Origin of the sequence: uncultured Williamsia sp. (assembly GCF_947494875.1) — a bacterium.
In the GTDB taxonomy this organism is placed as follows: Bacteria; Actinomycetota; Actinomycetes; order Mycobacteriales; family Mycobacteriaceae; genus Williamsia_A.
The window spans coordinates 413,648-435,149 of the sequence record NZ_CANLWM010000003.1; the positions used below are offsets into that span (position 1 = coordinate 413,648).

The 21,502-nt window shown below is 70.2% G+C and carries 20 protein-coding genes; 6 read left to right on the forward strand and 14 right to left on the reverse strand.

Translation table 11 applies throughout. The features are described 5' to 3' along the window. Positions 1-2 precede the first annotated feature (2 nt). Positions 3-845, reverse strand: a complete 843-nt coding sequence (locus Q1A98_RS10145; RefSeq protein ID WP_299572716.1) for a DUF3097 family protein — start codon at positions 843-845, stop codon at positions 3-5. 99 nt (positions 846-944) lie between these two features. Here Q1A98_RS10145 and Q1A98_RS10150 point away from each other — a divergent pair, with 99 nt between their 5' ends. Further along, on the forward strand, positions 945-1,772 hold the full coding sequence (locus Q1A98_RS10150; protein ID WP_299572717.1) for a hypothetical protein: 828 nt from the start codon (positions 945-947) through the stop codon (positions 1,770-1,772). A gap of 14 nt (positions 1,773-1,786) precedes the next feature. On the opposite strand, the gene Q1A98_RS10155 is transcribed toward Q1A98_RS10150, so the two are convergent. The 8 genes from Q1A98_RS10155 to Q1A98_RS10190 all read right to left on the reverse strand — a co-directional run bounded on the left by Q1A98_RS10155 (position 1,787) and on the right by Q1A98_RS10190 (position 10,378). Next, the gene (locus Q1A98_RS10155) at positions 1,787-2,866 is read right to left on the reverse strand and encodes a ferrochelatase (RefSeq protein ID WP_299572719.1); all 1,080 of its coding nucleotides are present in this window, start codon (positions 2,864-2,866) and stop codon (positions 1,787-1,789) included. Next, positions 2,863-3,699, reverse strand: a complete 837-nt coding sequence (gene inhA, locus Q1A98_RS10160; RefSeq protein ID WP_299572721.1) for an NADH-dependent enoyl-ACP reductase InhA — start codon at positions 3,697-3,699, stop codon at positions 2,863-2,865. The genes Q1A98_RS10155 and inhA overlap by 4 nt, the downstream gene beginning before the upstream one ends. Positions 3,700-3,744: 45 nt before the next feature. Next, positions 3,745-4,500, reverse strand: coding sequence for a 3-oxoacyl-ACP reductase FabG1 (gene fabG1, locus Q1A98_RS10165; protein ID WP_299572723.1), 756 nt, complete (start codon positions 4,498-4,500; stop codon positions 3,745-3,747). 67 nt (positions 4,501-4,567) lie between these two features. Beyond that, on the reverse strand, positions 4,568-5,542 hold the full coding sequence (locus tag Q1A98_RS10170; protein WP_299572725.1) for a VWA domain-containing protein: 975 nt from the start codon (positions 5,540-5,542) through the stop codon (positions 4,568-4,570). Beyond that, positions 5,539-6,492, reverse strand: a complete 954-nt coding sequence (locus tag Q1A98_RS10175) for a DUF58 domain-containing protein (RefSeq protein WP_299572728.1) — start codon at positions 6,490-6,492, stop codon at positions 5,539-5,541. The genes Q1A98_RS10170 and Q1A98_RS10175 overlap by 4 nt, the downstream gene beginning before the upstream one ends. Beyond that, complete coding sequence (locus Q1A98_RS10180; protein WP_299572731.1) at positions 6,479-7,717, reverse strand: AAA family ATPase; 1,239 nt, start codon at positions 7,715-7,717, stop codon at positions 6,479-6,481. Before Q1A98_RS10180 ends, Q1A98_RS10175 begins: the two co-directional genes overlap by 14 nt. An 85-nt stretch (positions 7,718-7,802) precedes the next feature. Further along, entirely contained in the window at positions 7,803-9,428 is a 1,626-nt protein-coding gene (locus Q1A98_RS10185) for an NlpC/P60 family protein (RefSeq protein WP_299572734.1), read from the reverse strand. Positions 9,429-9,745: 317 nt separating this feature from the next. Further along, positions 9,746-10,378, reverse strand: a complete 633-nt coding sequence (locus Q1A98_RS10190; RefSeq protein ID WP_299572736.1) for a DUF6676 family protein — start codon at positions 10,376-10,378, stop codon at positions 9,746-9,748. Between the two features lie 277 nt (positions 10,379-10,655). Between Q1A98_RS10190 and Q1A98_RS10195 the strand changes: the two genes are divergently transcribed. The 3 genes from Q1A98_RS10195 (at position 10,656) to Q1A98_RS10205 (ending at position 15,744) form a co-directional block, all read left to right on the forward strand. After that, complete coding sequence (locus tag Q1A98_RS10195) at positions 10,656-13,460, forward strand: aconitate hydratase (RefSeq protein WP_299572739.1); 2,805 nt, start codon at positions 10,656-10,658, stop codon at positions 13,458-13,460. 95 nt (positions 13,461-13,555) lie between these two features. Beyond that, complete coding sequence (locus Q1A98_RS10200) at positions 13,556-14,128, forward strand: TetR/AcrR family transcriptional regulator (RefSeq protein ID WP_299572742.1); 573 nt, start codon at positions 13,556-13,558, stop codon at positions 14,126-14,128. Between the two features lie 92 nt (positions 14,129-14,220). Continuing rightward, positions 14,221-15,744, forward strand: a complete 1,524-nt coding sequence (locus tag Q1A98_RS10205) for an acyl-CoA synthetase (RefSeq protein ID WP_299572745.1) — start codon at positions 14,221-14,223, stop codon at positions 15,742-15,744. Positions 15,745-15,803: 59 nt separating this feature from the next. On the opposite strand, the gene Q1A98_RS10210 is transcribed toward Q1A98_RS10205, so the two are convergent. Then, the gene (locus tag Q1A98_RS10210) at positions 15,804-17,432 is read right to left on the reverse strand and encodes an ABC-F family ATP-binding cassette domain-containing protein (RefSeq protein ID WP_299572748.1); all 1,629 of its coding nucleotides are present in this window, start codon (positions 17,430-17,432) and stop codon (positions 15,804-15,806) included. Positions 17,433-17,537: 105 nt separating this feature from the next. Here Q1A98_RS10210 and Q1A98_RS10215 point away from each other — a divergent pair, with 105 nt between their 5' ends. Next, on the forward strand, positions 17,538-18,299 hold the full coding sequence (locus Q1A98_RS10215; protein ID WP_299572861.1) for an SDR family oxidoreductase: 762 nt from the start codon (positions 17,538-17,540) through the stop codon (positions 18,297-18,299). Beyond that, positions 18,292-19,485 carry a lycopene cyclase family protein gene (locus Q1A98_RS10220; protein ID WP_299572750.1) on the forward strand — a complete coding sequence of 398 codons (1,194 nt, stop codon included), beginning with the start codon at positions 18,292-18,294 and terminating at the stop codon, positions 19,483-19,485. The genes Q1A98_RS10215 and Q1A98_RS10220 overlap by 8 nt, the downstream gene beginning before the upstream one ends. 9 nt (positions 19,486-19,494) lie before the next feature. On the opposite strand, the gene Q1A98_RS10225 is transcribed toward Q1A98_RS10220, so the two are convergent. From Q1A98_RS10225 to sufU, 4 genes are read right to left on the reverse strand one after another with little or no spacing between them, the layout of a single operon-like run. Then, on the reverse strand, positions 19,495-19,917 hold the full coding sequence (locus Q1A98_RS10225) for a MarR family winged helix-turn-helix transcriptional regulator (RefSeq protein WP_299572753.1): 423 nt from the start codon (positions 19,915-19,917) through the stop codon (positions 19,495-19,497). Continuing rightward, positions 19,914-20,612 (reverse strand): SDR family NAD(P)-dependent oxidoreductase, encoded by a 699-nt coding sequence (locus Q1A98_RS10230; RefSeq protein ID WP_299572756.1) that lies wholly within the window; start codon positions 20,610-20,612, stop codon positions 19,914-19,916. Before Q1A98_RS10230 ends, Q1A98_RS10225 begins: the two co-directional genes overlap by 4 nt. A gap of 47 nt (positions 20,613-20,659) precedes the next feature. Next, positions 20,660-21,025 (reverse strand): metal-sulfur cluster assembly factor, encoded by a 366-nt coding sequence (locus Q1A98_RS10235; protein WP_299572759.1) that lies wholly within the window; start codon positions 21,023-21,025, stop codon positions 20,660-20,662. Then, on the reverse strand, positions 21,022-21,498 hold the full coding sequence (gene sufU / locus Q1A98_RS10240; protein ID WP_299572762.1) for a Fe-S cluster assembly sulfur transfer protein SufU: 477 nt from the start codon (positions 21,496-21,498) through the stop codon (positions 21,022-21,024). Before sufU ends, Q1A98_RS10235 begins: the two co-directional genes overlap by 4 nt. Between the last annotated feature and the right edge of the window lie 4 nt (positions 21,499-21,502).

A 21,502-nucleotide genomic window follows, 5' to 3' on the forward strand; every position in this document is an offset into this window, starting at 1 on the left:
GGTCAGTCGTCGTCCCCGGCGGCGGTCACGAAATCGATGAGTTCCTCCACGCTGCGGAGCAACTCCACCCGCACGTCGCGGTAGTCGGAGACGGCACGGTTCACGCGACGCCACCCGTCGGTCGGTGTGCCCCAGCGCAATCGCCGACACACCCCGGCTTTCCACTCCTCCGTGCGCGGGACGCGCGGCCACTCGCCGATGCCGAGCACCTCGGGCTTCACGGCCTCCCAGATGTCGACGAACGGGTGCCCGCAGACCAGGACGTGTGGCCCGACCTCGCGGGTCAGCCGACTCTCCTTGCTGCCCGTGACGAGGTGGTCGACGAGCACGCCCGCCCGCCGCGACGGTCCGGGACCGAACCCGGCGAGGACCTCGTCGAGGTTGTCGAGACCGTCGAGTCCCTCCACCACGACGCCCTCGGCACGCAGGTCGTCGCCCCAGATGCGTTCCACCAGTGCGGCGTCGTGGATCCCCTCGACGAAGATGCGGCTCGCGCGGGCCACCCGCGCCCGCGACGACGCCGGGGCGACCGATCCGGATGCGGTGCGGGCGGGGGCCGCGGCGCGGGCGGGCGGTCGTCGCAACGTCACCGGTGCGCCGTCGAGGAGGAACGCCGACGGCCGCATCGCGAAGATGCGGGTCGCCCCGCGGCGGTCCTCGAGGCGCACGTGGTCACCGTCGTACCCGCGCTCGAAACCCACGACGGCGCCGCAGAACCCGGTCGCCGCGTCCTCGACCACGAGATCGCGGTCGGCGTCGACGACGGGGACCGCGGGCGTCGCGCGGGCGCGACGTGCCGCCGCGTCGAGGACGTCGAAGCCGTAGCGGTCGTCGGAGAAACCCATCCCGCGACCGTAGGAGTTCGGCGGCACGGTCGCCCGGTGCCACGCCGGGTGCCGCCGGGCCGACGGCGTCACGTCCGCACCGTCGCTATCGTGGCCCGGGTGAGCGAGATGACCGACCGCGTGGCGACCGCCGGCCTGCCGGCCGTCGCCGCGCTGGGCACCTGGGGGGCGGTGTGGCGTGCCGGCCTGTGCTCTCCGGACGACGTCGTCGATGCCCTGTCCGACGTCGCACCCGCGCATCGGGTGGTCGCGGCCGATCCCGACGCGGCCGCCGTCGTCGACCTGACCGCGGCCGAGGTCGGCACGGGGTCGCTGTTACGGGCGATCCGTCAGGCGACGCGCATGCGTGTCCTGCTGCCCGCACCCGGCGACACACTCGGGCTCAGCGGCGCGCCGCTGGGGGCGGCCCTCGACGCGGGCGCCGTGCTCGTGCTGTGGCTGTCCGAGACGTCGGAGGACGCGATCGGCGTGCTCGCGCGTGTGGTCGGCCCGGGGACGGTCACCTGGACCGTTCGCTCGCTCGGGTCCGTCGTCCGCGTCCCGGACCGGGATCTCGGGGAGGCCGAGCTGCTCATGCGCGAGGCCGTCCGAGACGCCACCGCACTGCTGTCGGGCATCGGTGGTGTCGAGCCGTCCGACGGCACACCGTCGGACCTGCGGACGCGTCTGGCGGCCTTGACGCGGGCCGAGACCCTCGACGTCCCACCGGATTCGGGTGATCGGGTCGCGCGGGTCATCGGTCAGACCGCGCAGATCGCGGCCATCCTGCATCTCGCGGCGGACGGACGTCCGCGCACGGGGCTGACGGCGACGGGGCAGGGTCGCGCCGAGGCAGCCCTCGACAGCCTGGACCGGACCGTGCGGACCGCGCGGATGACCGCGCTCAACGCGGTCGTGGCCGACTCGGACCGCCTGCCGCGTCGCTGAGCCCCTCTCGCCGGTCAGGCCGGCCGTGTCGGGCGGACCAGTGGACAGCAGCCCTCCACACACCGCTGTCCGTTGTCGGTGCAGCCCATCCCGGTGCTCCGGGTCGTCGCGCCGGCCAGTTGGTCGCGGATGAGCTCGACGATCATCGCGATGTACCGCGGATCGGTGCCGACGGTCGCCGCACGCGCCATGGGCATGCCGAGTTCGTCCGCCTTCTCGGCCGCCTCGGTGTCGAGATCCCAGACGACCTCGAGGTGGTCGGAGACGAATCCGACCGGGGCCACGACCGCCGCGGGGGTCCCGTCGGCGTGGATCGCCTGGAGGTGGTCGACGATGTCGGGCTCGAGCCACGGCACCTGCGGCGGCCCGGACCGGGACTGCCACACCACGTCGTGCTCGGTGACACCGGCCGCGGCGGCGACAGCCGCGGACGCCGCGATGACCTGCCGGCTGTACAGGTGCCCGCCGTCGTCCGGCGGTCCGGCGACGGCGTCGGCCGCCGAGGGAACCGAGTGGGCGGTGAAGACGACCCGGGCGTCGGAGCGGACGTTCTCGGGGAGGTCTGCCTGCGCGGCACGGACGGCGTCCGCGCCGGCCTCGATCATCTCCGGGCGGTCCCAGTAGTGGGGCAGCTTGCGGAGGGTCATCGGGTCGTCGGCGGACGCGGGACGTCGTTCGGCGAGCGCGGTGAGCGCGCGGCCGATGTCCTCGTGGTACTGCGCGCACCCCGAGTAGCCACCCCACGCCGACGTCGGGAACACCAGCACGCGGCGGTGTCCCGCGTCGAACATCTCGGCGACGGTGTCCTCGACCATGGGGTGCCAGTTGCGGTTGCCGAAGAACACGGGCAGGTCGATGCCGTTGTCGCCCAACGCCGTCCGCAATCGGTCGATGATGTCGAGGTTGAGCTGGTTGATCGGTGACACGCCCCCGAAGTGCATGTAGTGCTCGGCGACCGACTCGAGGCGCTCGCGGGGCACACCGCGACCGCGGGTGACGTTCTCCAGGAACGGCATCACGTCGTCGGGACCGTCGGGCCCACCGAACGAGAGCAGCAGGACCGCGTCGAACCCGGCAGTGCGCGGTGCCGTCATGAACCGGTGAACCCCTCGGGGAACCAGGTGTTGTGGCTTGCGCCCCCGTCGACGTAGATGATCGACCCGGTGGTGCCGGGCAGCCAGTCGGACAGCAGCGTGCAGATCGACTTCGCCACGACCGTCGGGTCGTCGACGTTCCACCCGATCGGCGATGCCCCGTCCCAGTACTCGTTGAGCATGTTCAGCTGCTTGGCGTCGTCGGTCGCGGTGCCGGCGATGGCCTTGGCGGCCAGGGTCTTGATCGGGCCGGCCGCGACGAGGTTCGACCGGATCCTCTTGGCCTCGCCGACCTCTCGCGCGACGTAGCGGTTCACCGACTCCAGCGCGGCCTTCGCGACGCCCATCCAGTTGTAGTACGGCATCGCGGTACGGGGGTCGAAGTCCATGCCGACGATGGACCCGCCCTCGTTCATGACCGGCAGCACCGCACGGGCCAGCGACGCGTAGCTCCAGGCCGAGATCTCGAACGACTTGGCGGCGTCGGGGCCGGGTGCGTCGAGGAAGGGCACCGCGTCGGGCCCCATCAGGTTCTTGGGGGCCATCGCGATGGAGTGCAGGACGCCGTCGACACCCTGGGGTGCCAGCTCACGGACCTTGTCGGCGAGCTCGGCGAGGTTCTCCTCGTTCGTGATGTCCAGTCCGATCGCGGGCGGGACCTCCTTCGGCAGCCGCTTGGCGATGCGGTCGATGAGGCGCAGCCGTTCCGGGATGCCGGTGATGATCACCGTGGCCCCCTGCTCCTGGGCGACCGACGCCGCGTGGAAGGCGATCGACGAGTCGGTGATGATGCCCGTGATCAGTACGGTCTTGCCCTCGAGCAGTCCGCTCACTGGTGAACTCCTAGGTGGTGGTGGGTGATTCGGGTCGCGCGTGTATCAGTGCCCCATGCCCAGGCCGCCGTCGACCGGGATGACGGCGCCGGAGACGTAGGCGGAGTCCTCGGAGGCCAACCAGCTGACGACGGCGGCGACCTCCTCGGCCGTGCCCGTGCGGCCGGCCGGGATGATCTTGGTGACCTGCTCGCGGTACTCGCCGGGAAGGGCGGCGGTCATGTCGGTGTCGATGAAGCCCGGTGCCACGACGTTCGCGGTGATGGAGCGGGTGCCCAGCTCACGCGTCAGCGACCGCGCCATGCCGATGAGGCCGGCCTTGGACGAGGCGTAGTTGATCTGGCCGGGTGTGCCCATCGTGGCGACGGCCGAGCCCAGGAAGATGAACCGCCCGAACCGCTTGCGCAGCATCGACCGGCACGCGGCCTTCGCGACGCGGAACGAGCCCGTCAGGTTCGCGTCGAGGACCCTCTCGAACTGCTCCTCGGTCATGCGCATCAGCAGGGTGTCGTCGGTGGTGCCGGCGTTGGCGACGAGTACCTCGACCGGGCCCTGGTGCGCCTCGATCTCGGCGAACGCCCGCGTGACGGCCTCGGAGTCGGTGACGTCGCACTCCACGCCGAACAGTCCCTCGGGCGCACCGGACGAGCGGTGGGTGACGGCGACGCGGTGGCCGTCCTCGGACAGGCGTCGGGCGATGGCCAGGCCGATGCCGCGGTTGCCGCCGGTCACCAGGACCGATCGGGAGGGTCCGCCGGAGCGGGTGGTGGCGGGGGGCTGCTGCGACGCGGTCTCTGCCATGCCGGTCAACCTATCGCCTGCCCACCACCCGGACGACACCGCGGTCGACGTGGGGACGGACCTTCGCTCACGGCAATCTGCGGTTCATCGCGATGGCACCGATCGCCGCGATGATCACCAGGATCGTGCCCGCGATGACCCACGGCCGGGAGTTGTCGCCGCGCTGGGTCTCGAAGCCGATCTGTTCCTGCAGGGTGTCGTAGACGCGGGTCAGCTCGTCGAGGGTCGAGGCCGTGAAGAACTCACCACCGGAGAGATTCGCGATCTGTTCCAGCGAGGCGTCGTCCACCGGCACCGGGATGCGGTCACCTTCGAGATCGACCGTGCCGGTGAGGGTCCCGAACGAGATCGTGTTGACCGGGATCTTGTCCTCCCTCGCCTTGCGGGCGGCGGTGAACGCCCCGCGCGGGTCGTCGGGGTCGTCCGGGACGGTCTCCTTGCCGTCGGACTCCAGCACGATCCGGGCGGGGGGTGCGCCCTTGTCGCCGCCGAGCACGGCGTTGAGCGTCTTGATCTGCTCGATCGCGGCGAAGATGCCCTCACCGGTCGCGGTCTTGTCGGCGAGCTGCAGCTTGTCGACGGCGGCCTTGGTGGCGTCGTGGTCGGGCGTCGGCGAGACCAGGGTCGCGGCGGTGCCGGCGAAGGAGATCAGGCCGAGGTTGATGCCGTCGGTGAGGTCGTCGGCGAACTTCTTCGCCGCCTGCTGGGCGGCCTGGATGCGCGAGGGTGCGACGTCGGTGGAGTTCATCGACCGCGAGACGTCGATCACCAGGATCACCGTCGCCTTGTTGCGGGGCACCCGACGATCGGCCTGCGGGCCGGCGAGAGCGACGGTGAGCAGGATCAACCCGACGAGCATGAGGGCGATCGGCGCGTGCTTGAGGCGGTTGCGCTGCGGCGGGACCACCGTGTCGAGCAGTTCGAGGTTGGCGAATGTGACGGCGCGGGAGTGCCGACGCCGCTGCATGTAGACGTACCCGGCGGCGAGCGCGGCGACGACGAGCAGCAGCAGGAGCCACCACGGGGTGGCGAGATCGGTCACCGCCCGGCCCCGGCCACGGCGCCCGCGTGCAGACCGCGACGCCGGCGGGCGACGAACCGCACCACGTCGGCGATCCAGTCACGGTCGGTGCGCAGGCTCATCGTCGGGGCGCCACAGGTCCGCAGCACCCGGTGCACGTCGGCCTGGTGGGCGGCGGCGGCGCGGGCGTAGTCGGTGCGGACCTTCTCGGTGACCGTCAGCTCGCGGACCTGTCCGCTCTCGGCGTCGCGCAGGACGATCTCACCGATGGCGGGCAGTTCGAGGTCACGCGGGTCGAGCACCTCGACACCGAGGACCTCGTGGTGACCGCCGACGGCACGGAGCGGGCGGTCCCAGTCGATCGGGCCGAGGAAGTCGCTCACGATCACCGCGAGACCGCGGCGGCGCTGCGGGCGGCGCAGCGCGTCGATCGCGCCGGCGAGATCACCGCGGACGCCCTCGGCGCTGCGCCGGGTGGACGCGATGGTCGACAGCAGCGACATCGCGTGCGCCCGCCCCGAGCGGGCGGGCACCCGCACGATGCGGTCGCCGGTCGCGACGATCGCTCCGATGCGGTTCCCGCCGCCGAGTGTCAGGTGGACGATCGCCGAGCACGCGGCGACTGCGAGGTCGCGCTTGGTGCCGCCGGTGGTCCCGAAGTCCAGGCTGGCCGACATGTCGACGACGAGCCAGGTCTCGAGCTCACGGTCGGCGACCATCTGACGCACGTGCGGGTGCGTGGTGCGCGCGGTGACCGACCAGTCCATGCGCCGGACGTCGTCGCCGGGCTGATACATCCGCGCCTCGCCGGGCTCCGATCCCGGTCCCGGGATCAGCCCGAGGTGGTCGCCCTGCAGGACACCGTCGAGTTTGCGACGGACGGTGAGCTCGAGCGTCTTCAGTGCCGCGGTGAGCGTCGGGTCGTCCAGTGCGCCGTCGCCGAACGACGGAAGGCGGTCAGCCTCGGCCATCGGCGACCGGGGCGGACGGGTTCTGCACAGCAGGCGGTGCGTTCTGCGTGTATGGCTGCGCCGGCGCCCCGTACTGCGGTGAGGGGCCGTTCACGGCGGGCGGTTGCTGACCGTTCGGGGCGGGCCGCGGCCCGTTCTGACCCGGCGGCGGACCGACGGGCTGCGACGCCACCTGCGGCAGACCCACGGTCTGCAGGATCCGCGTGATCACCTGGTCGGCGTCGATCTCGTCGGCCAGGGCGTCGTAGCTGAGGACCAGCCGGTGACGCAGCACGTCGGGGATGATCTCGACGACGTCGGAGGGGATCACATAGTCGCGGCCGCGGACCAGCGCCAATGCGCGCGCCGCGGCGACGATGCCCAGCGTCGCGCGTGGCGACGCACCGTAGGCGAGCCATCCCGCGACGTCGGAGAGACCGACCGTCTCGGGGCGACGCGTCGCGGTGATGACCCGGACGACGTAGTCGACGAGGGCGTGGTGGACGAACACCGTCGAGGCCAACTGCTGCAGGCGCACGGTGGCGGCGGGGTCGAGGACCTGATGGGCCTGCGGCGGACGGGTGCCCATCCGGTAGACGATCTCGCGCTCCTCCTCCACCGACGGGTAGTCGACGAGGACCTTGAACAGGAAGCGGTCGCGCTGGGCCTCCGGGAGCGGGTAGACGCCCTCGTTCTCGATCGGGTTCTGGGTCGCCATGACCAGGAACGGGTCGGGCATGGGGAACGTCTCGCCACCGATCGACAGGTGGCGTTCGGCCATCACCTCGAGCAGCGCCGACTGAACCTTGGCGGGCGCGCGGTTGATCTCGTCGGCGAGGAGGAAATTCGCGACGACCGGGCCGAGCTCGGTGTCGAACGTCTCTCGGCCCTGCCGGTAGATGCGCGTGCCGATGAGGTCGGTGGGCACGAGGTCGGGGGTGAACTGCACGCGGGAGAACGACCCGCCGATGACCCGCGCGAACGTCTCGACGGCGAGGGTCTTGGCGACACCCGGAACACCCTCGAGGAGGATGTGGCCCCGAGCCAGCAGACCGACGAGGATCCGCTCGACGAGGGCGTCCTGTCCGACGATCACGCGCTTCACCTCGAACATGGTGCGTTCGAGGAGCTTCACGTCGGCGTCGGTGAGACCCCCGTCCTGCTCGGTCCGGGTCCCGCCACCGTCGTGCGTCTGGGTCACGCGTTCTCCTCCACCGCTCGTCACGCCTGCTCGGCTCCATGGCATCGCCGGGCACGCCCGCACGCCTGTCGCTCCCGAGGGTAGCGGTCCGCCCGCCGCCCGCCCGGGCACGCGGGTGCTCCCCCGGCGTCTACCCGGTGAGTCGGACGACGTACGGCATCGCGCCACTGGTCCGCAGGGGCGAGATCTTCACGACCGACCCCGATTGCGGTGCCTCCACCATCTGGTTGTTGCCGAGGTAGAGAGCCACGTGCTGACTGGCGTTGGCACCGTAGAAGATCATGTCGCCGCGTTGCATCTGGGACAGCGGGACATGCGGACCCGACGTGTACTGGTAGCCGGTGTAGTGCGGCAGCGAGATGCCGATGCCGGCGAACGCGTAGATCATCAGCCCCGAGCAGTCGAAGCCCACCTTGTTGTAGTCGCCGTAGCTGTCGGCGACGCCGCCGTCGCGGATGCCCTTCGTCGGGCCGCTGGCGTTGCCGCCTCCCCACGAGTACGGGACGCCGAGCTGTGACAGCGCGCGGTTGACGACGATCTCGACGGCCGCCGATCCGGTGACACCCGGCGTCACCGAGGTCGCGCCGCCGCCACCGCCGCTGCCGCCGGACGTGCCCGACCCGCCGTCGGTGCCGTCGATGTCGGTGTGGTTGCCGGTGATCGAGGCGATCACCTGGGCGACGACCTGCTGTGCGGCGTCGACGGCCAGCTTGGCGGCGGCCTGTGCGGCGGTCTGGAACGCCGACTGTGCGGCCGTGACGATCGCGTCGCGGAGCGGGTCGATGGGCGATGCCGCATCCACCCGGCCGGGGATGACCGCGGCGACCCCACCCGGGGTCGGGGCCGGTGCGGCGGCAGGAGTGCTGCCCGGTGGGCTGCTCGGCGCACCTCCCGGGACGGTGACCGGAGCGGCGGCCGGTACCCGGCCACGCATCGCGTCGAGCTGCTGCTGCGCGGCGTCGCGCGCGGCACTGAGCTGCGCCTTCGTCGCGGATTCCGTCTTCGCCGCGGCCACGGTCTGCGCGATCGCGTCGACCGCGTCCTGCTTGCGCTGGGCGGCTTGCTCGGCTGCGCGAGCCGCCGACTTGCGGGTCGCGGTCGCCGTGGCGAGCTTGTTGGCCTTCTCGTTGCGCGAGACCTTCAGCTGCTGGATCGTCGCCTGCTGGTCCTTCGTCAGCTGGGCGATGATCCCGGCGCGGTCGAGCACGGCCGCGGGGTCACCGGAGGCGAAGATGCCCGCGAGCGACGCCTGGTTGCTGCCCTGCCGGTACAGATCCCGGACGAACCCGTCGAAGTTCTTCTGCGCGAGCGCGATCTGGTCGTCGGCCTTCTTCACGGCGTCCGAGGACCCGTTCACGGCGAGCACCGACAGTCGTTCCTGATCCCGGGACGTCTGCAGGTCGACGAGGGCGCGGTTGGCGGCTTCCCTCTTGATCGCCAGCGACGCGTCGATGTCGGCGAGACGTTGGTCGACGTCGGCGATCTGGTTGATCAGTCCGGCGATCCCCGACGGTCCCCTGGGTGCGGGGGCCGCAGGGTCCGCGGCCACGGCTCCTGCCCCGGCACCGAGCAGACCGATGGCGGCGAGGAGGGCCACGGTGGCGGCGGTGAGGACGCGCAGACCCCGGGCGGGGCGCGGATGCACGCCGTCTCCGGGGTCCGTCGGATGGATGGGGCCGTCGTCGACGGCAGGGTGGCGGCGCGGGTCGACGGGATGAAACGACTCCCGACGACCGCATGCGGAACGTCGCCTCACAGATGACTCCCTCGCAGAACGGACACGCGATCGGCGGGTGGCGACACCACGGCTCAGCCGAACGTCGACCCACCCCCGAAGTGCGCCACGGGAGGTGTCAACTTCCCCATCAACACCACCAATGACATGAGGAACAGTACGTCACAATCGCCACCAGTGAAACACGAGTAACAAATTACAAGTACGTGATTACCTGCGGAAACACCGCTCGCGAGCCCGTTCTGGGGGCTGATCAGCCGAACCACATCGACGTGATTCGATGTGCGATCGTAAAGAGTGACTACGCCACTGTGACGTGGGCGATCCCGGTGGCCGCGTCAGGCCGGCGGAGCGGTGTCCCGGCGCTCGGCGTCGGCGGTGGACGACGCGGTCGACGTCTCCGCGGCGGTCGCGCCGGCGGGGGTCGCGGCGACCGACGTGCGCCGGCGCACCTGGAGCATGCGGGCCGCGACGGCGCCCACCACCACCACGACGACCAGGACGAGCGTGACGATCGTCCACGGCACCTGCGTCTGGACCGTCATCCGGTCGAGCATCTGCTGGGCACCCGTCGTCGGCTGCGACACCGTCAGGTTGTCCTGCGCCTGCTCCAGCTGCACCCGGCTGAAGTCGTCGGACGCGGTGCCCACGGTGTCCGGGCCGAACACGACGACCGTGCCGCCGGTCTGCTCCTGGAGAGCGGTCGCGATGTCGCGGTAGTAGGTGAAGTTCGGCTGCGCCTGCTCGAGCACGACGAAGTTCATGTCGTGGCCCTTGCCCTTGGCCTCGGCCACCACACGCTCGAGTCCGGCGACATCGCCGCTCGGGGCCGACACGTGATCGGCGGCGAGATCCTTCTCGATCGCACCCAGGTCGACGTCCTCGGGGATCACGGTCAACGCCGGCGCCGAATGCAGGATCCCCCGGATGTCGGCGGGGTCCGTGCCGGCGATCTGCATGCCGACGGTCATGACCGGTGGCTCCTCTTGGCGTCGGGATCCGGGCACCCTTTCGGGCCCCGGGGTGACGGATGCACAGTACGACAGCACGGTGTCCTCGCGATGTTCACCCGCCGGGACACACCATTCACCCGAAGAGCCCAACCAGTACGCGCGTACTGCTAGACTGAGGGCACGTTCGCACCCCGCCGGCCCGCGGGGTACAGGACACGTCAGCGTCGGCGCAGCCCCGTCGGCGACGAGAGTCGGCGGATCAGCGACGCCGGCGAACCGAGAAGTGGAGTGTTGCGTGAGCTCGTCAATTGATTCGTTCGGAGCCAAGGGGACCCTGGAGGTCGGCGACAACTCGTACGAGATCTACCGGCTGAGCGCCGTGGAGGGTGTCGACCGACTCCCCTACGCGCTCAAGGTGCTCGCCGAGAACCTGCTGCGCACCGAGGACGGTGCCAACATCACCAAGGATCACATCCAGGCGATCGCGGGATGGGACCCCGAGGCCGATCCCAGCATCGAGATCCAGTTCACGCCGGCGCGCGTGATCATGCAGGACTTCACCGGTGTGCCCTGCATCGTCGACCTGGCCACCATGCGCGAGGCCGTCCAGGAGCTCGGCGGCGACCCGGACAAGGTGAACCCTCTGGCGCCCGCCGAGATGGTCATCGACCACTCCGTCATCATCGAGGCGTTCGGCAACGCGCAGGCCTTCGAGCGCAACGTCGAGATCGAGTACCAGCGCAACGAGGAGCGCTACCAGTTCCTCCGCTGGGGCCAGGGCGCGTTCGACGACTTCAAGGTCGTCCCCCCGGGCACCGGCATCGTCCACCAGGTCAACATCGAGCACCTCGCCCGCTCGATCATGGTGCGTGACGGCGTCGCCTACCCCGACACCTGCGTCGGCACCGACTCGCACACCACCATGGAGAACGGCCTGGGCGTCCTGGGCTGGGGCGTCGGCGGCATCGAGGCCGAGGCGGCCATGCTCGGCCAGCCCATCTCGATGCTCATCCCCCGCGTCGTCGGCTTCAAGCTCTCCGGCGAGACCAAGCCGGGCGTCACCGCCACCGACGTGGTGCTCACCATCACCGAGATGCTGCGTAAGCACGGCGTCGTCGGCAAGTTCGTCGAGTTCTACGGCAAGGGTGTCGCGGCGGTGCCGCTGGCCAACCGCGCCACCATCGGCAACATGAGCCCCGAGTTCGGCTCCACCTGCGCGATGTTCCCCATCGACGAGGAGACGGTGAAGTACCTGCGACTCACCGGGCGCAGCGAGGAGCAGCTCGCGCTCGTCGAGGCGTACGCCAAGGAACAGGGCATGTGGCACGACGGCGACAAGGAGCCGGTGTACTCGGAGTACCTCGAGCTCGACCTCGCCGACGTGGTCCCCTCCATCGCCGGACCGAAGCGTCCGCAGGACCGCATCGAGCTGTGGGACGCGAAGAACGCGTTCCGCAAGGACATCCACAACTACGTCGAGAACGGCAACGCCGCTGAGCACACCAAGCTCGACGAGGCCGTCGAGGACACGTTCCCCGCGTCCGATCCGGCTGCACTGTCCTTCGCCGACGACGACGCGGCGCCGCTGCACTCGGCGGCGCGCAACGCCGAGGGCCGTCCGTCCAAGCCCGTCACGGTGGAGTCGACCGAGCGCGGCAAGATGATCCTCGACCACGGCATCGTCACGATCGCGTCGATCACGAGCTGCACCAACACCTCGAACCCGTCGGTGATGATCGGCGCGGCACTGCTGGCCCGCAACGCCGTCGAGAAGGGCCTCACCAGCAAGCCGTGGGTCAAGACGTCGATGGCCCCGGGCTCGCAGGTCGTCACCGGCTACTACGAGAAGGCCGGCCTGTGGCCGTATCTGGAGAAGCTGGGCTTCTACCTCGTCGGCTACGGCTGCACCACGTGCATCGGCAACTCGGGCCCGCTTCCCGAGGAGATCTCCAAGGCCATCAACGACAACGACCTCACGGCCACCGCGGTGCTCTCGGGCAACCGCAACTTCGAGGGTCGCATCAACCCCGACGTGAAGATGAACTACCTGGCGTCGCCGCCGCTGGTCATCGCCTACGCCCTCGCCGGGACGATGGACTTCGACTTCGAGTCCGACCCGCTCGGCCAGGACACCGACGGCAACGACGTCTTCCTCAAGGACATCTGGCCCTCGGGTGAGGAGATCGAGAAGACGATCGCCGAGTCGATCTCGCCGGAGCAGTACGCGGCCGACTACGCCGACGTCTTCAAAGGCGACGAGCGGTGGCGGAGCCTGCCCACGCCGGACGGCAAGACGTTCGAGTGGGACCAGAAGTCGACCTACGTCCGTAAGCCCCCGTACTTCGAGGGGATGCAGCGTGAGCCGGCCCCGGTCACCGACATCTCCGGCGCGCGCGTGCTGGCGAAGCTGGGCGACTCGGTGACCACCGACCACATCTCCCCCGCGTCGACCATCAAGCCGGGTACCCCGGCTGCGCAGTACCTCGACGAGAACGGTGTGGCCCGCAAGGACTACAACTCGCTCGGTGCCCGTCGCGGCAACCACGAGGTCATGATCCGCTCGACGTTCGGCAACATCCGCCTGCAGAACCAACTGCTGGACGGGGTCTCGGGTGGCTACACCCGCGACTTCACCCAGGACGGTGGCCCGCAGTCGTTCATCTACGACGCCGCGCAGAACTACGCCGCGCAGAACACGCCGCTGGTCGTGCTCGGCGGCAAGGAGTACGGCACCGGGTCGTCGCGTGACTGGGCCGCCAAGGGCACCAGCCTGCTGGGTGTGCGCGCGGTCATCACCGAGAGCTTCGAGCGCATCCACCGCTCGAACCTCATCGGCATGGGCGTCATCCCGCTGCAGTTCCCCGAGGGCGAGTCGCACAAGTCGCTGGGCCTCGACGGCACCGAGACGTTCGACATCACCGGGATCGAGGAGCTGAACAACGGCACCACCCCGGAGACGGTCCACGTCACCGCGACCAAGGAGAGCGGCGACACGGTCGAGTTCGACGCGAAGGTCCGCATCGACACGCCCGGTGAGGCCGACTACTACCGCAACGGCGGCATCCTGCAGTACGTGCTGCGCAACATGATCGGCGACTGAGCAGTCCGTCCGATGTCCGCGCGCCCCGGTCCCTCCCACAGGACCGGGGCGCGCGCCCATCGCCGCCGTGTCGATCGAGGAGAGGAGGCGCAGCCGTGCCTCGCGTGAGCGAAGACCACCTGGCGGCACGCCGCCGCGAGATCCTCGACGGTGCGCGACGCTGCTTCGCCGAACACGGGTACGACGGCGCCACGGTGCGCCGTCTCGAAGACGCGACCAGCTTGTCCCGGGGCGCGATCTTCCACCACTTCCGCGACAAGGAGGCGCTGTTCCTCGCACTCGCGCACGAGGACGCCGAACGCATGGCCGACGTCGCGGCCGAGCAGGGACTCGTCCAGGTCATGCGCGACATGCTCGACCACCCCGAGGACTTCGACTGGCTCGGCACGCGACTCGAGATCGCGCGCAAGCTGCGGTCGGACCCCGACTTCCGGTCGGAGTGGGTGGCCCGGTCCATCGACCTCGAGGCCGCGACCCTCGCCCGGCTCGAACGCCAACGCAGCGCCGGCCGTCTCCGCGACGACCTCCCCACCGAGGTGATCGTGCAGTACCTCGACCTCGTCCTCGACGGCCTCATCACCCGCCTCGCATCCGGCCACCGCGGCCGTGACCTGCACGCCGTCCTCGACCTCGTCGAGGAGTCGGTCCGTCGCCCCCGCGCGGAGTAGACCGAACACATCAGGCGAGTTGCTCGCCGACCCAAAGCGACAAGTTGCCGAATCTGTTCCATCGGCGGCATAGGTGTGGTTATCCTGTCGCCATGTTCCCAGGAGTGTTCGCGGCGACGACGCCCGACAAGCCCGCAGCCATCCTCCCTGCGACCGGTGAGCAGATCACCTACGCCGAACTCGACGATCGGTCCGTCCGCCTGGCGAACCACCTCCGGGAACTCGGACTCCGACGGGGCGACTGCATCGCACTCGTCTCGACCAACGACCTGCGGGTCTTCGAGGTCTACTGGGCCGCCCTGCGGTCCGGGCTCTACATCACGCCGGTGAACAATCACCTGACCGCCGCCGAGACGAACTTCATCCTCGGTGACTGCGGTGCGCGTGTCCTGTTCGCCTCCGCGGCGTCGGCCGGTGCCGTCGCCGACGCCGCGGAGGTCACCACCCTGGAACACCGGATCGCCTGGGGTGGGATCGACGGCTTCGAGTCGTACGACGAGGTGCTCGCCGCCGCCTCCCCGGAGAAACCGGCGAGCCAGCCGCGCGGCCACGACATGCTCTACTCCTCGGGCACCACCGGTCGCCCCAAGGGGATCCAGCCGCCGCTGCCCGAGGGCGAGGTCGACGAGGTCCCCGACATCTACACGGTGATCTTCTCCGGCATGTACGGCTTCGACGCCGACACCGTGTACCTCTCCCCCGCCCCGCTGTATCACGCTGCGCCGCTGCGCTATTGCGGCATGACGCAGTCGGTGGGCGGCACAGTCGTCGTGATGGACCGCTTCGAACCCGAGGAGGCCCTGCGGCTCATCGAGGCCTACCACGTCACCCACAGTCAGTGGGTGCCCACGATGTTCGTGCGGATGCTCAAGCTGCCCAAGGAGGTCCGCGACCGCTACGACGTCTCGTCGATGAAGGCCGCGATCCACGCCGCCGCACCGTGCCCCGTGCACATCAAGCGGGCGATGATCGACTGGTGGGGTCCGGTGATCCACGAGTACTACTCGTCGACCGAGGCGATCGGTGGCACCTTCATCAACTCGGAGGAGTCGCTCGCGCACCCCGGATCGGTCGGCAAGCCCCTGCTCGGCGTCATCCACATCTGCGACGACAGCGGTGCGGAGGTGCCCGTCGGCGAGACCGGCACGGTGTACTTCGAGCGCGAGGCGAAGGCGTTCGAATACCACAACGATCCCGAGAAGACGCGCGCCGCGGAGCATCCCGACCACGAACTCTGGGCCACTACGGGCGACATCGGGCACGTCGACGACAAGGGTTATCTCTACCTGACCGACCGCAAGGCGTTCATGATCATCTCCGGTGGCGTGAACATCTACCCGCAGGAGGCCGAGAACGTCCTCATCGGTCACCCCGCCGTCTTCGACGTCGCCGTGATCGGCATCCCCAACGACGAGTTCGGCGAGGAGGTGAAGGCCTGCGTGCAGCTCGAGGAAGGCCACACCGGTTCGCCGGAACTGGCCGCCGAGCTCGACGCGTTCGTCCGTCGGGAGCTCGCCGCCTTCAAGGCTCCGCGGAGCTACGACTTCGTCGACGAACTCCCCCGCACGCCCACCGGCAAGCTGGTCAAGGGGAAGCTCAAGGCCGCCTACGTCTGATCAGGCGAGCTCGATGAGTTCTGTGACACGGCGGAGGAGCTCATCTCCGCACCGGGTCATCAGGCGAGCTCGATGAGCTCCTGATACTCGGCGGACCAGTGGTCCTCGGTGCCGTCGGGCAGCAGGATCACACGCTCGGGTTCCAGCGCGGCGGCCGCACCCGGGTCATGCGTGACCAACACGACCGCGCCGGCGTAGGTGCGCAGCGCGTCGAGCACCTGCTCGCGCGATATCGGGTCGAGGTTGTTCGTGGGCTCGTCGAGGAGCAGTACGTTGGCCGCCGACGACACCAGGCCCGCCAGCGCGAGACGGGTCTTCTCGCCACCCGAGAGCGTCCCCGCCGGCTGCTCGAGCTGGGGACCGCTGAACATGAACGCCCCCAACAGCCCACGCAGGTCCTGCTCACCGGCGTCGGGCGCGGCGTGGCGGATGTTCTCCCACACCGAGGCCATGTCGTCGATCGTGTCGTGCTCCTGCGCGAAGTACCCGAGTTTCAGCCCGTACCCGGGCTCGATGCTGCCCAGGTCCGGCTTCTCCACGCCCGCGAGCAGTTTGAGCAGCGTCGTCTTGCCGGCACCGTTGAGGCCGAGGACCACCACGCGGCTGCCGCGGTCGATGGCGAGGTCGACGCCGGTGAAGATCTCCAGCGACCCGTAGTTCTTGGTGAGTTCCTTCGCCATGAGCGGCGTCTTGCCGCAGGCGGTCGGCTCGGGGAAGCGGATCTTCGCCGTCCGGTCGGCCACCCGCTCCTCGTCGAGGGCGTCGATCATCTTGTCGGCCCGCTTCAGCATCTGTTGTGCCGCAGCGGCCTTCGTCGCCTTCGCGCCGAGTTTCGCGGCCTGGGTCCGCAACGCAGACGCCTTCTTCTCGGCGTTGGCCCGTTCCCGCTTGCGCCGTTGTTCGTCGGTGGCGCGTGCGTCGAGGTACTTCGCCCACCCCATGTTGTAGACGTCGGCCTCGCCGCGGACGGCGTCGAGGAACCACACCTTGTTGACCACGTCGGCGAGGAGGTCGACGTCGTGGCTGATGACGACGAGGCCTCCCTCGTGGTTCTGCAGAAAGCTGCGCAGCCACGTGATGGAGTCGGCGTCGAGGTGGTTCGTGGGCTCGTCCAGCAGGAGCGTGGTGTTCGACTTGCCGCCGCCGGTCGACGCGGCGAACAGGATCCGGGCCAACTCGATACGCCGGCGTTGTCCGCCCGACAGCGTCGACAGCGGCTGCCCGAGGACGCGGTCGGGCAGGGCGAGGCTGTGGCAGATCCGCGCGGCGTCGGACTCGGCCTCGTACCCGCCGAGGGAGGAGAACCGTTCCTCGAGCCGCCCGTACTTCGCCACGGCCTTGTCACGGGTCGCGTCGTCGGCGGCCTCGGCCATCAGCGCCTGCTGCTTCTCCATGTCCCGGACCATCGCGTCGAGTCCGCGAGCCGACAACACGCGGTCCTTCGCCAGGACGCCGAGGTCGCCCTCCTTGGGATCCTGCGGGAGATATCCGACGTCGCCGGTGCGGGACACGGTGCCGGCGTACGGCTCGCCCTCGCCGGCGAGGATCCGCATGGTGGTCGTCTTGCCGGCGCCGTTGCGGCCGACGAGGCCGATCCGGTCGCCGGGCTGGATGCGCAGCGCAGGACCGGGCGCCGAGAGCAGGGTCCGCACCCCTGCCCGCACCTCGAGGTCCGTTGCCGTGATCACGACGATTCAGTCTACGGAGGGGTGCAAACCGGTTCCCCCACCGACGACGGGGTTGACCTGGCAGGACGCGCGGCGGTGTCGGATAGCGTCGTGGGTGTGACCGATGTGACACAGCCCCTGTCCGGACGGACCGCCCTCGTGACCGGCGGGAGCCGCGGGATCGGCCTCGGAACCGCGTCTGTGCTGGCCGCGCGGGGCGCCGCGGTGACGATCACCGGTCGTAAGGCCAACGCACTCACCGCCGCCGAGGCGACGATCCGTGAAACGGCACCGGATGCCGACGTGCGGACCATCGCCGCGAACACCGGTTCGCCCGACGACCGACGAGCCGCCGTGGAGCTCGCCGCTCGCGACCACGGCACCGTCGACATCCTCGTCAACAACACGGGGATCAATCCCGTCTACGGCCCGCTGATGGACGCCGACCTGGACGCGGTGCGCAAGATCTTCGACGTCAACGTGGTCGCGGCCCTCGGCTACCTCCAGGAGTGTCACCGCGCCGGCATGGGCAGCGGCGGCGGTGCCGTCGTGAACATCGCGAGCACCGCAGGACTGCGGTCGACCGGGGTCATCGCCGCCTACGGGGCGTCGAAGGCCGCACTCATCCGATTGACCGCGGAGTTGGCCGCCGAGCTCGGCCCCGGCATCCGCGTCAACGCCATCGCGCCGAGCATCGTCAAGACGCAGTTCGCGGAGGCGCTCTACAGCGCCGACGAGCAGGGCGTGGCCGCGCGCTTCCCGATGAAGCGGCTCGGCACGCCGACCGACGTCGCCGAACTGGTGGCCTTCCTCGTCGACGACGAGCGGTCGGGCTGGATCAGCGGAGAGACCATCACGCTCGACGGCGGGCTGCTCGCCGGTGGGTGACCGTCCGACGGCACGACACCGGCTCGTCGTCGTCGGCGCCGGGCCGGCCGGACGCGCGGTCGCCCACCGTGCCGCGCTGGCCGGCATCGACGTCGCGATCGTGGACCCCCACCCAGCAGCGGTGTGGTCGGCGACCTATGCGGCCTGGGAGGACGAACTGCCGCTCTGGCTGCCACCCGAGGTGATCGCGACGAGGGTGCGTCGCATCTCCGTCCACACCGGGCGCCGGCACAGCATCGACCGGCCCTACGTCGTCCTGGACAGCGCCGCCCTGCGATCGGCGCTGGGCGCCGAGGTCAGCGAGTACGCCGCCATGGTCACCGACATCACGGCGCAGGCGGTGCGGCTCGCCGACGGTCGCGTGCTCGCCGCGGACGTGGTCGTCGACGCCCGCGGCAGCCAGGACGCCCCCGGGCCGGCGCAGACGGCATCGGGAATCTTCGTCGACACCGCCACCGCGGCGCCGGTCCTCGGCGACGAGGAGGCGGTCCTCATGGACTGGCGCGATCCCGACGGCCGCCCGCTGGACGCCACCACCGTGGACAGCAAGGGACGCACGCTTCCCGCGACGTTCCTCTACGCGATCCCGGTCGCCGAGAACACGGTGTTGCTCGAGGAGACGTGTCTGGCCGCGGACCCGCCGGTGCCCGTCGCCGAACTCCGCGCCCGGCTGCTGAGACGGCTGGTCCGTGCCGGACTCGACGCTGACGCGATCACCGAGGCGCCGCGGGAGTCGGTGCGGTTCGCGCTGGACGGCGGCGGCGAACGACCCTGGCACGCCGACCCGGTCCGGTTCGGCGCCGCAGGCGGACTGATGCATCCCGCCACCGGCTACAGCGTCGCGGTGTCGCTCGCCCTCGCCGACGTCGTGGTGCGAGCGGTGGCGGACGGGACCGACGTCGTCGGTGCGCTGTGGCCGTCGCCGGCGCGGACGGTCCACGCGTTGCGGCGGCGCGGCCTGAACACGATGTTGCGCCTCGACGCCGCCGCGACGATCGGGTTCTTCGACGGCTTCTTCCTGCTCGACCCGGCGCGACGCGACGCCTACCTCAGCGATCGCGACGACCTCGGCGCCGTGGCCGGAGCGATGGCCGCACTCATGCCGATCGTCGGCCCTGCCGCGGCGGTGCGGATCGCCCGCGGGGCGATGCGACGACCGTCGTGGGCGTCGACGCGAGCCCGCTGACCAAGCGGGTCAGACGCCGTCCGCGGTCAGTTCGGTCAGGAGTTCCAGCAGGGTCTGTCGCTGCGTCTCCGACAACCGATCCATCGCCGCGGGAGGTCTGCGGAGGATCGCCTCGACCGTGGTGAGGGCGTCCCGACCGGCCTCGGTGAGCGCGACCAGCTTGCGCCGACGGTCGTCGGGGTGGGGTCTGCGGTCGACCAGTCCGTGCGACTCGAGTTTGTCGACGATGACGGTGGCGTAGGGCGCGTCCACCCCGATGTCGGCCGCGATGTCCCGCAGGGTCCGCGGACCCTCACCGAGCCGCGTCAACACCTTGCCGCGACCACCACCGAGCGAGAACCCCAGCGCCTGCGCCAGTTCCGCGCGTCGGCCCTGCGCCTCGACGAAGTCGTACAGCAACGCCCACGAGCGGGTCGCGCTGTCGTCGGTCACCACGGGACGGTCCGTCCGAGGTAGTCGACGTAGTGGACACCGGGGCGGTCGGCCAGGGAGTCGAGCGTGGCGACGACCCCGGGGATGCTCTCGTCGACGGTCAGACGGGCGCCCGCGCCGCCCAGTTCGGTGCGCACCCATCCCGGCGCCATCAGGACGATCGGTCCGCGCTGTTCTCCTCGACGGGCCGCCCAGCTGCGGACGAGGGTGTTCAGTGCCGCCTTGCTGGCGCGGTACACCTCGTGCCCGCCGCGCGTGTTGTTCGCGACGCTCCCCTGACCCGACGACATCACGCCGATCATCCCGCCGGGCGAGACGAGATCCTCGAGCGCGTCGATGACACGCAACGGGCTCAGCGCGTTGGTGACCATGAGACGGGTGAACTCGTCGGTGGACACCTCCGCGACCGTTGCGTCGGATTCGTCGGTGACCCCGGCGTTGACGAACAGCAGCCCGAACGACCGACCGTCCAGTCGGCCGCGCAGTGCCGCGATCTGGTCGACATCGGTGACGTCGACGTTCTCGATCTCGACGTGGTCGGGATGGGCGGCCGCGAACTCGTCGAGAGGCGTGTGACCGCCACGGGTGGTCGCGACGACGCGCCGACCACCCGACACCCATTCGGCGACCAGCGCCGCACCGAGTCCGCGCGAGGCACCGATGATCAGGACATCACCCACAATGGTTGTACTCATGACAACCATTGTGTACTCTACAACGATCCCGCGTCAAGCGGCAGGGATCAGACGGTGAACCCCAGGGCGCGCAGTTGCTCGCGGCCGTCGTCGGTGATCTTGTCCGGGCCCCACGGCGGCAGCCAGACCCAGTTGATCTCGATGTCGGTGCACAATCCGCTGGTGACCACGGCGGCACGCGACTGGTCCTCGATGACGTCGGTGAGCGGGCACGCCGCCGAGGTGAGGGTCATGTCGATCTTCGCGACGGCCTCGGCGTCGACGTCGATCCCGTAGACGAGACCGAGGTCGACGACGTTGATCCCGAGTTCGGGGTCCACGACGTCGCGCATGGCCTCCTCGACGTCGTCGATGCTGGGCAGCGAGGTCTGTACCTCGGCGGGCACCGGTTGGGTCTGTTGCTGGTCGGTCATGTCGTGCTCCTGGCTGTGCTGGTCTCGTCGTCGGGCAGTGTGGCGTCGGTGCGGCCGAGGGCGTCCTTGAACGCCATCCACCCGAGCAGGGCGCATTTCACCCGGGCGGGGTACTTCGACACGCCGGCGAAGGCGATGCCGTCGCCGATCACGTCCTCGTCGCCCTCGACCTCGCCGCGAGAGGTGACCATGCCGGTGAACGCCCCGACGGTGTCGAGCGCCTCGGCGACGGACAGGCCGACGACCTGGTCGTACAGGACGGACGTGGCGGCCTGGGAGATCGAGCACCCCTGGCCGTCGTAGGAGATGTCGGCGATGGAACCGTCGGCGACCGCGACGCGCAGCGTCACCTCGTCACCGCAGGTGGGGTTGACGTGGTGCACCTCCGCGCCGAACGGCTCACGCAGACCCCGGCCGTGCGGGTGCTTGTAGTGGTCCAGGATCACGTCCTGGTACATCTGCTCCATCCGCATGTGC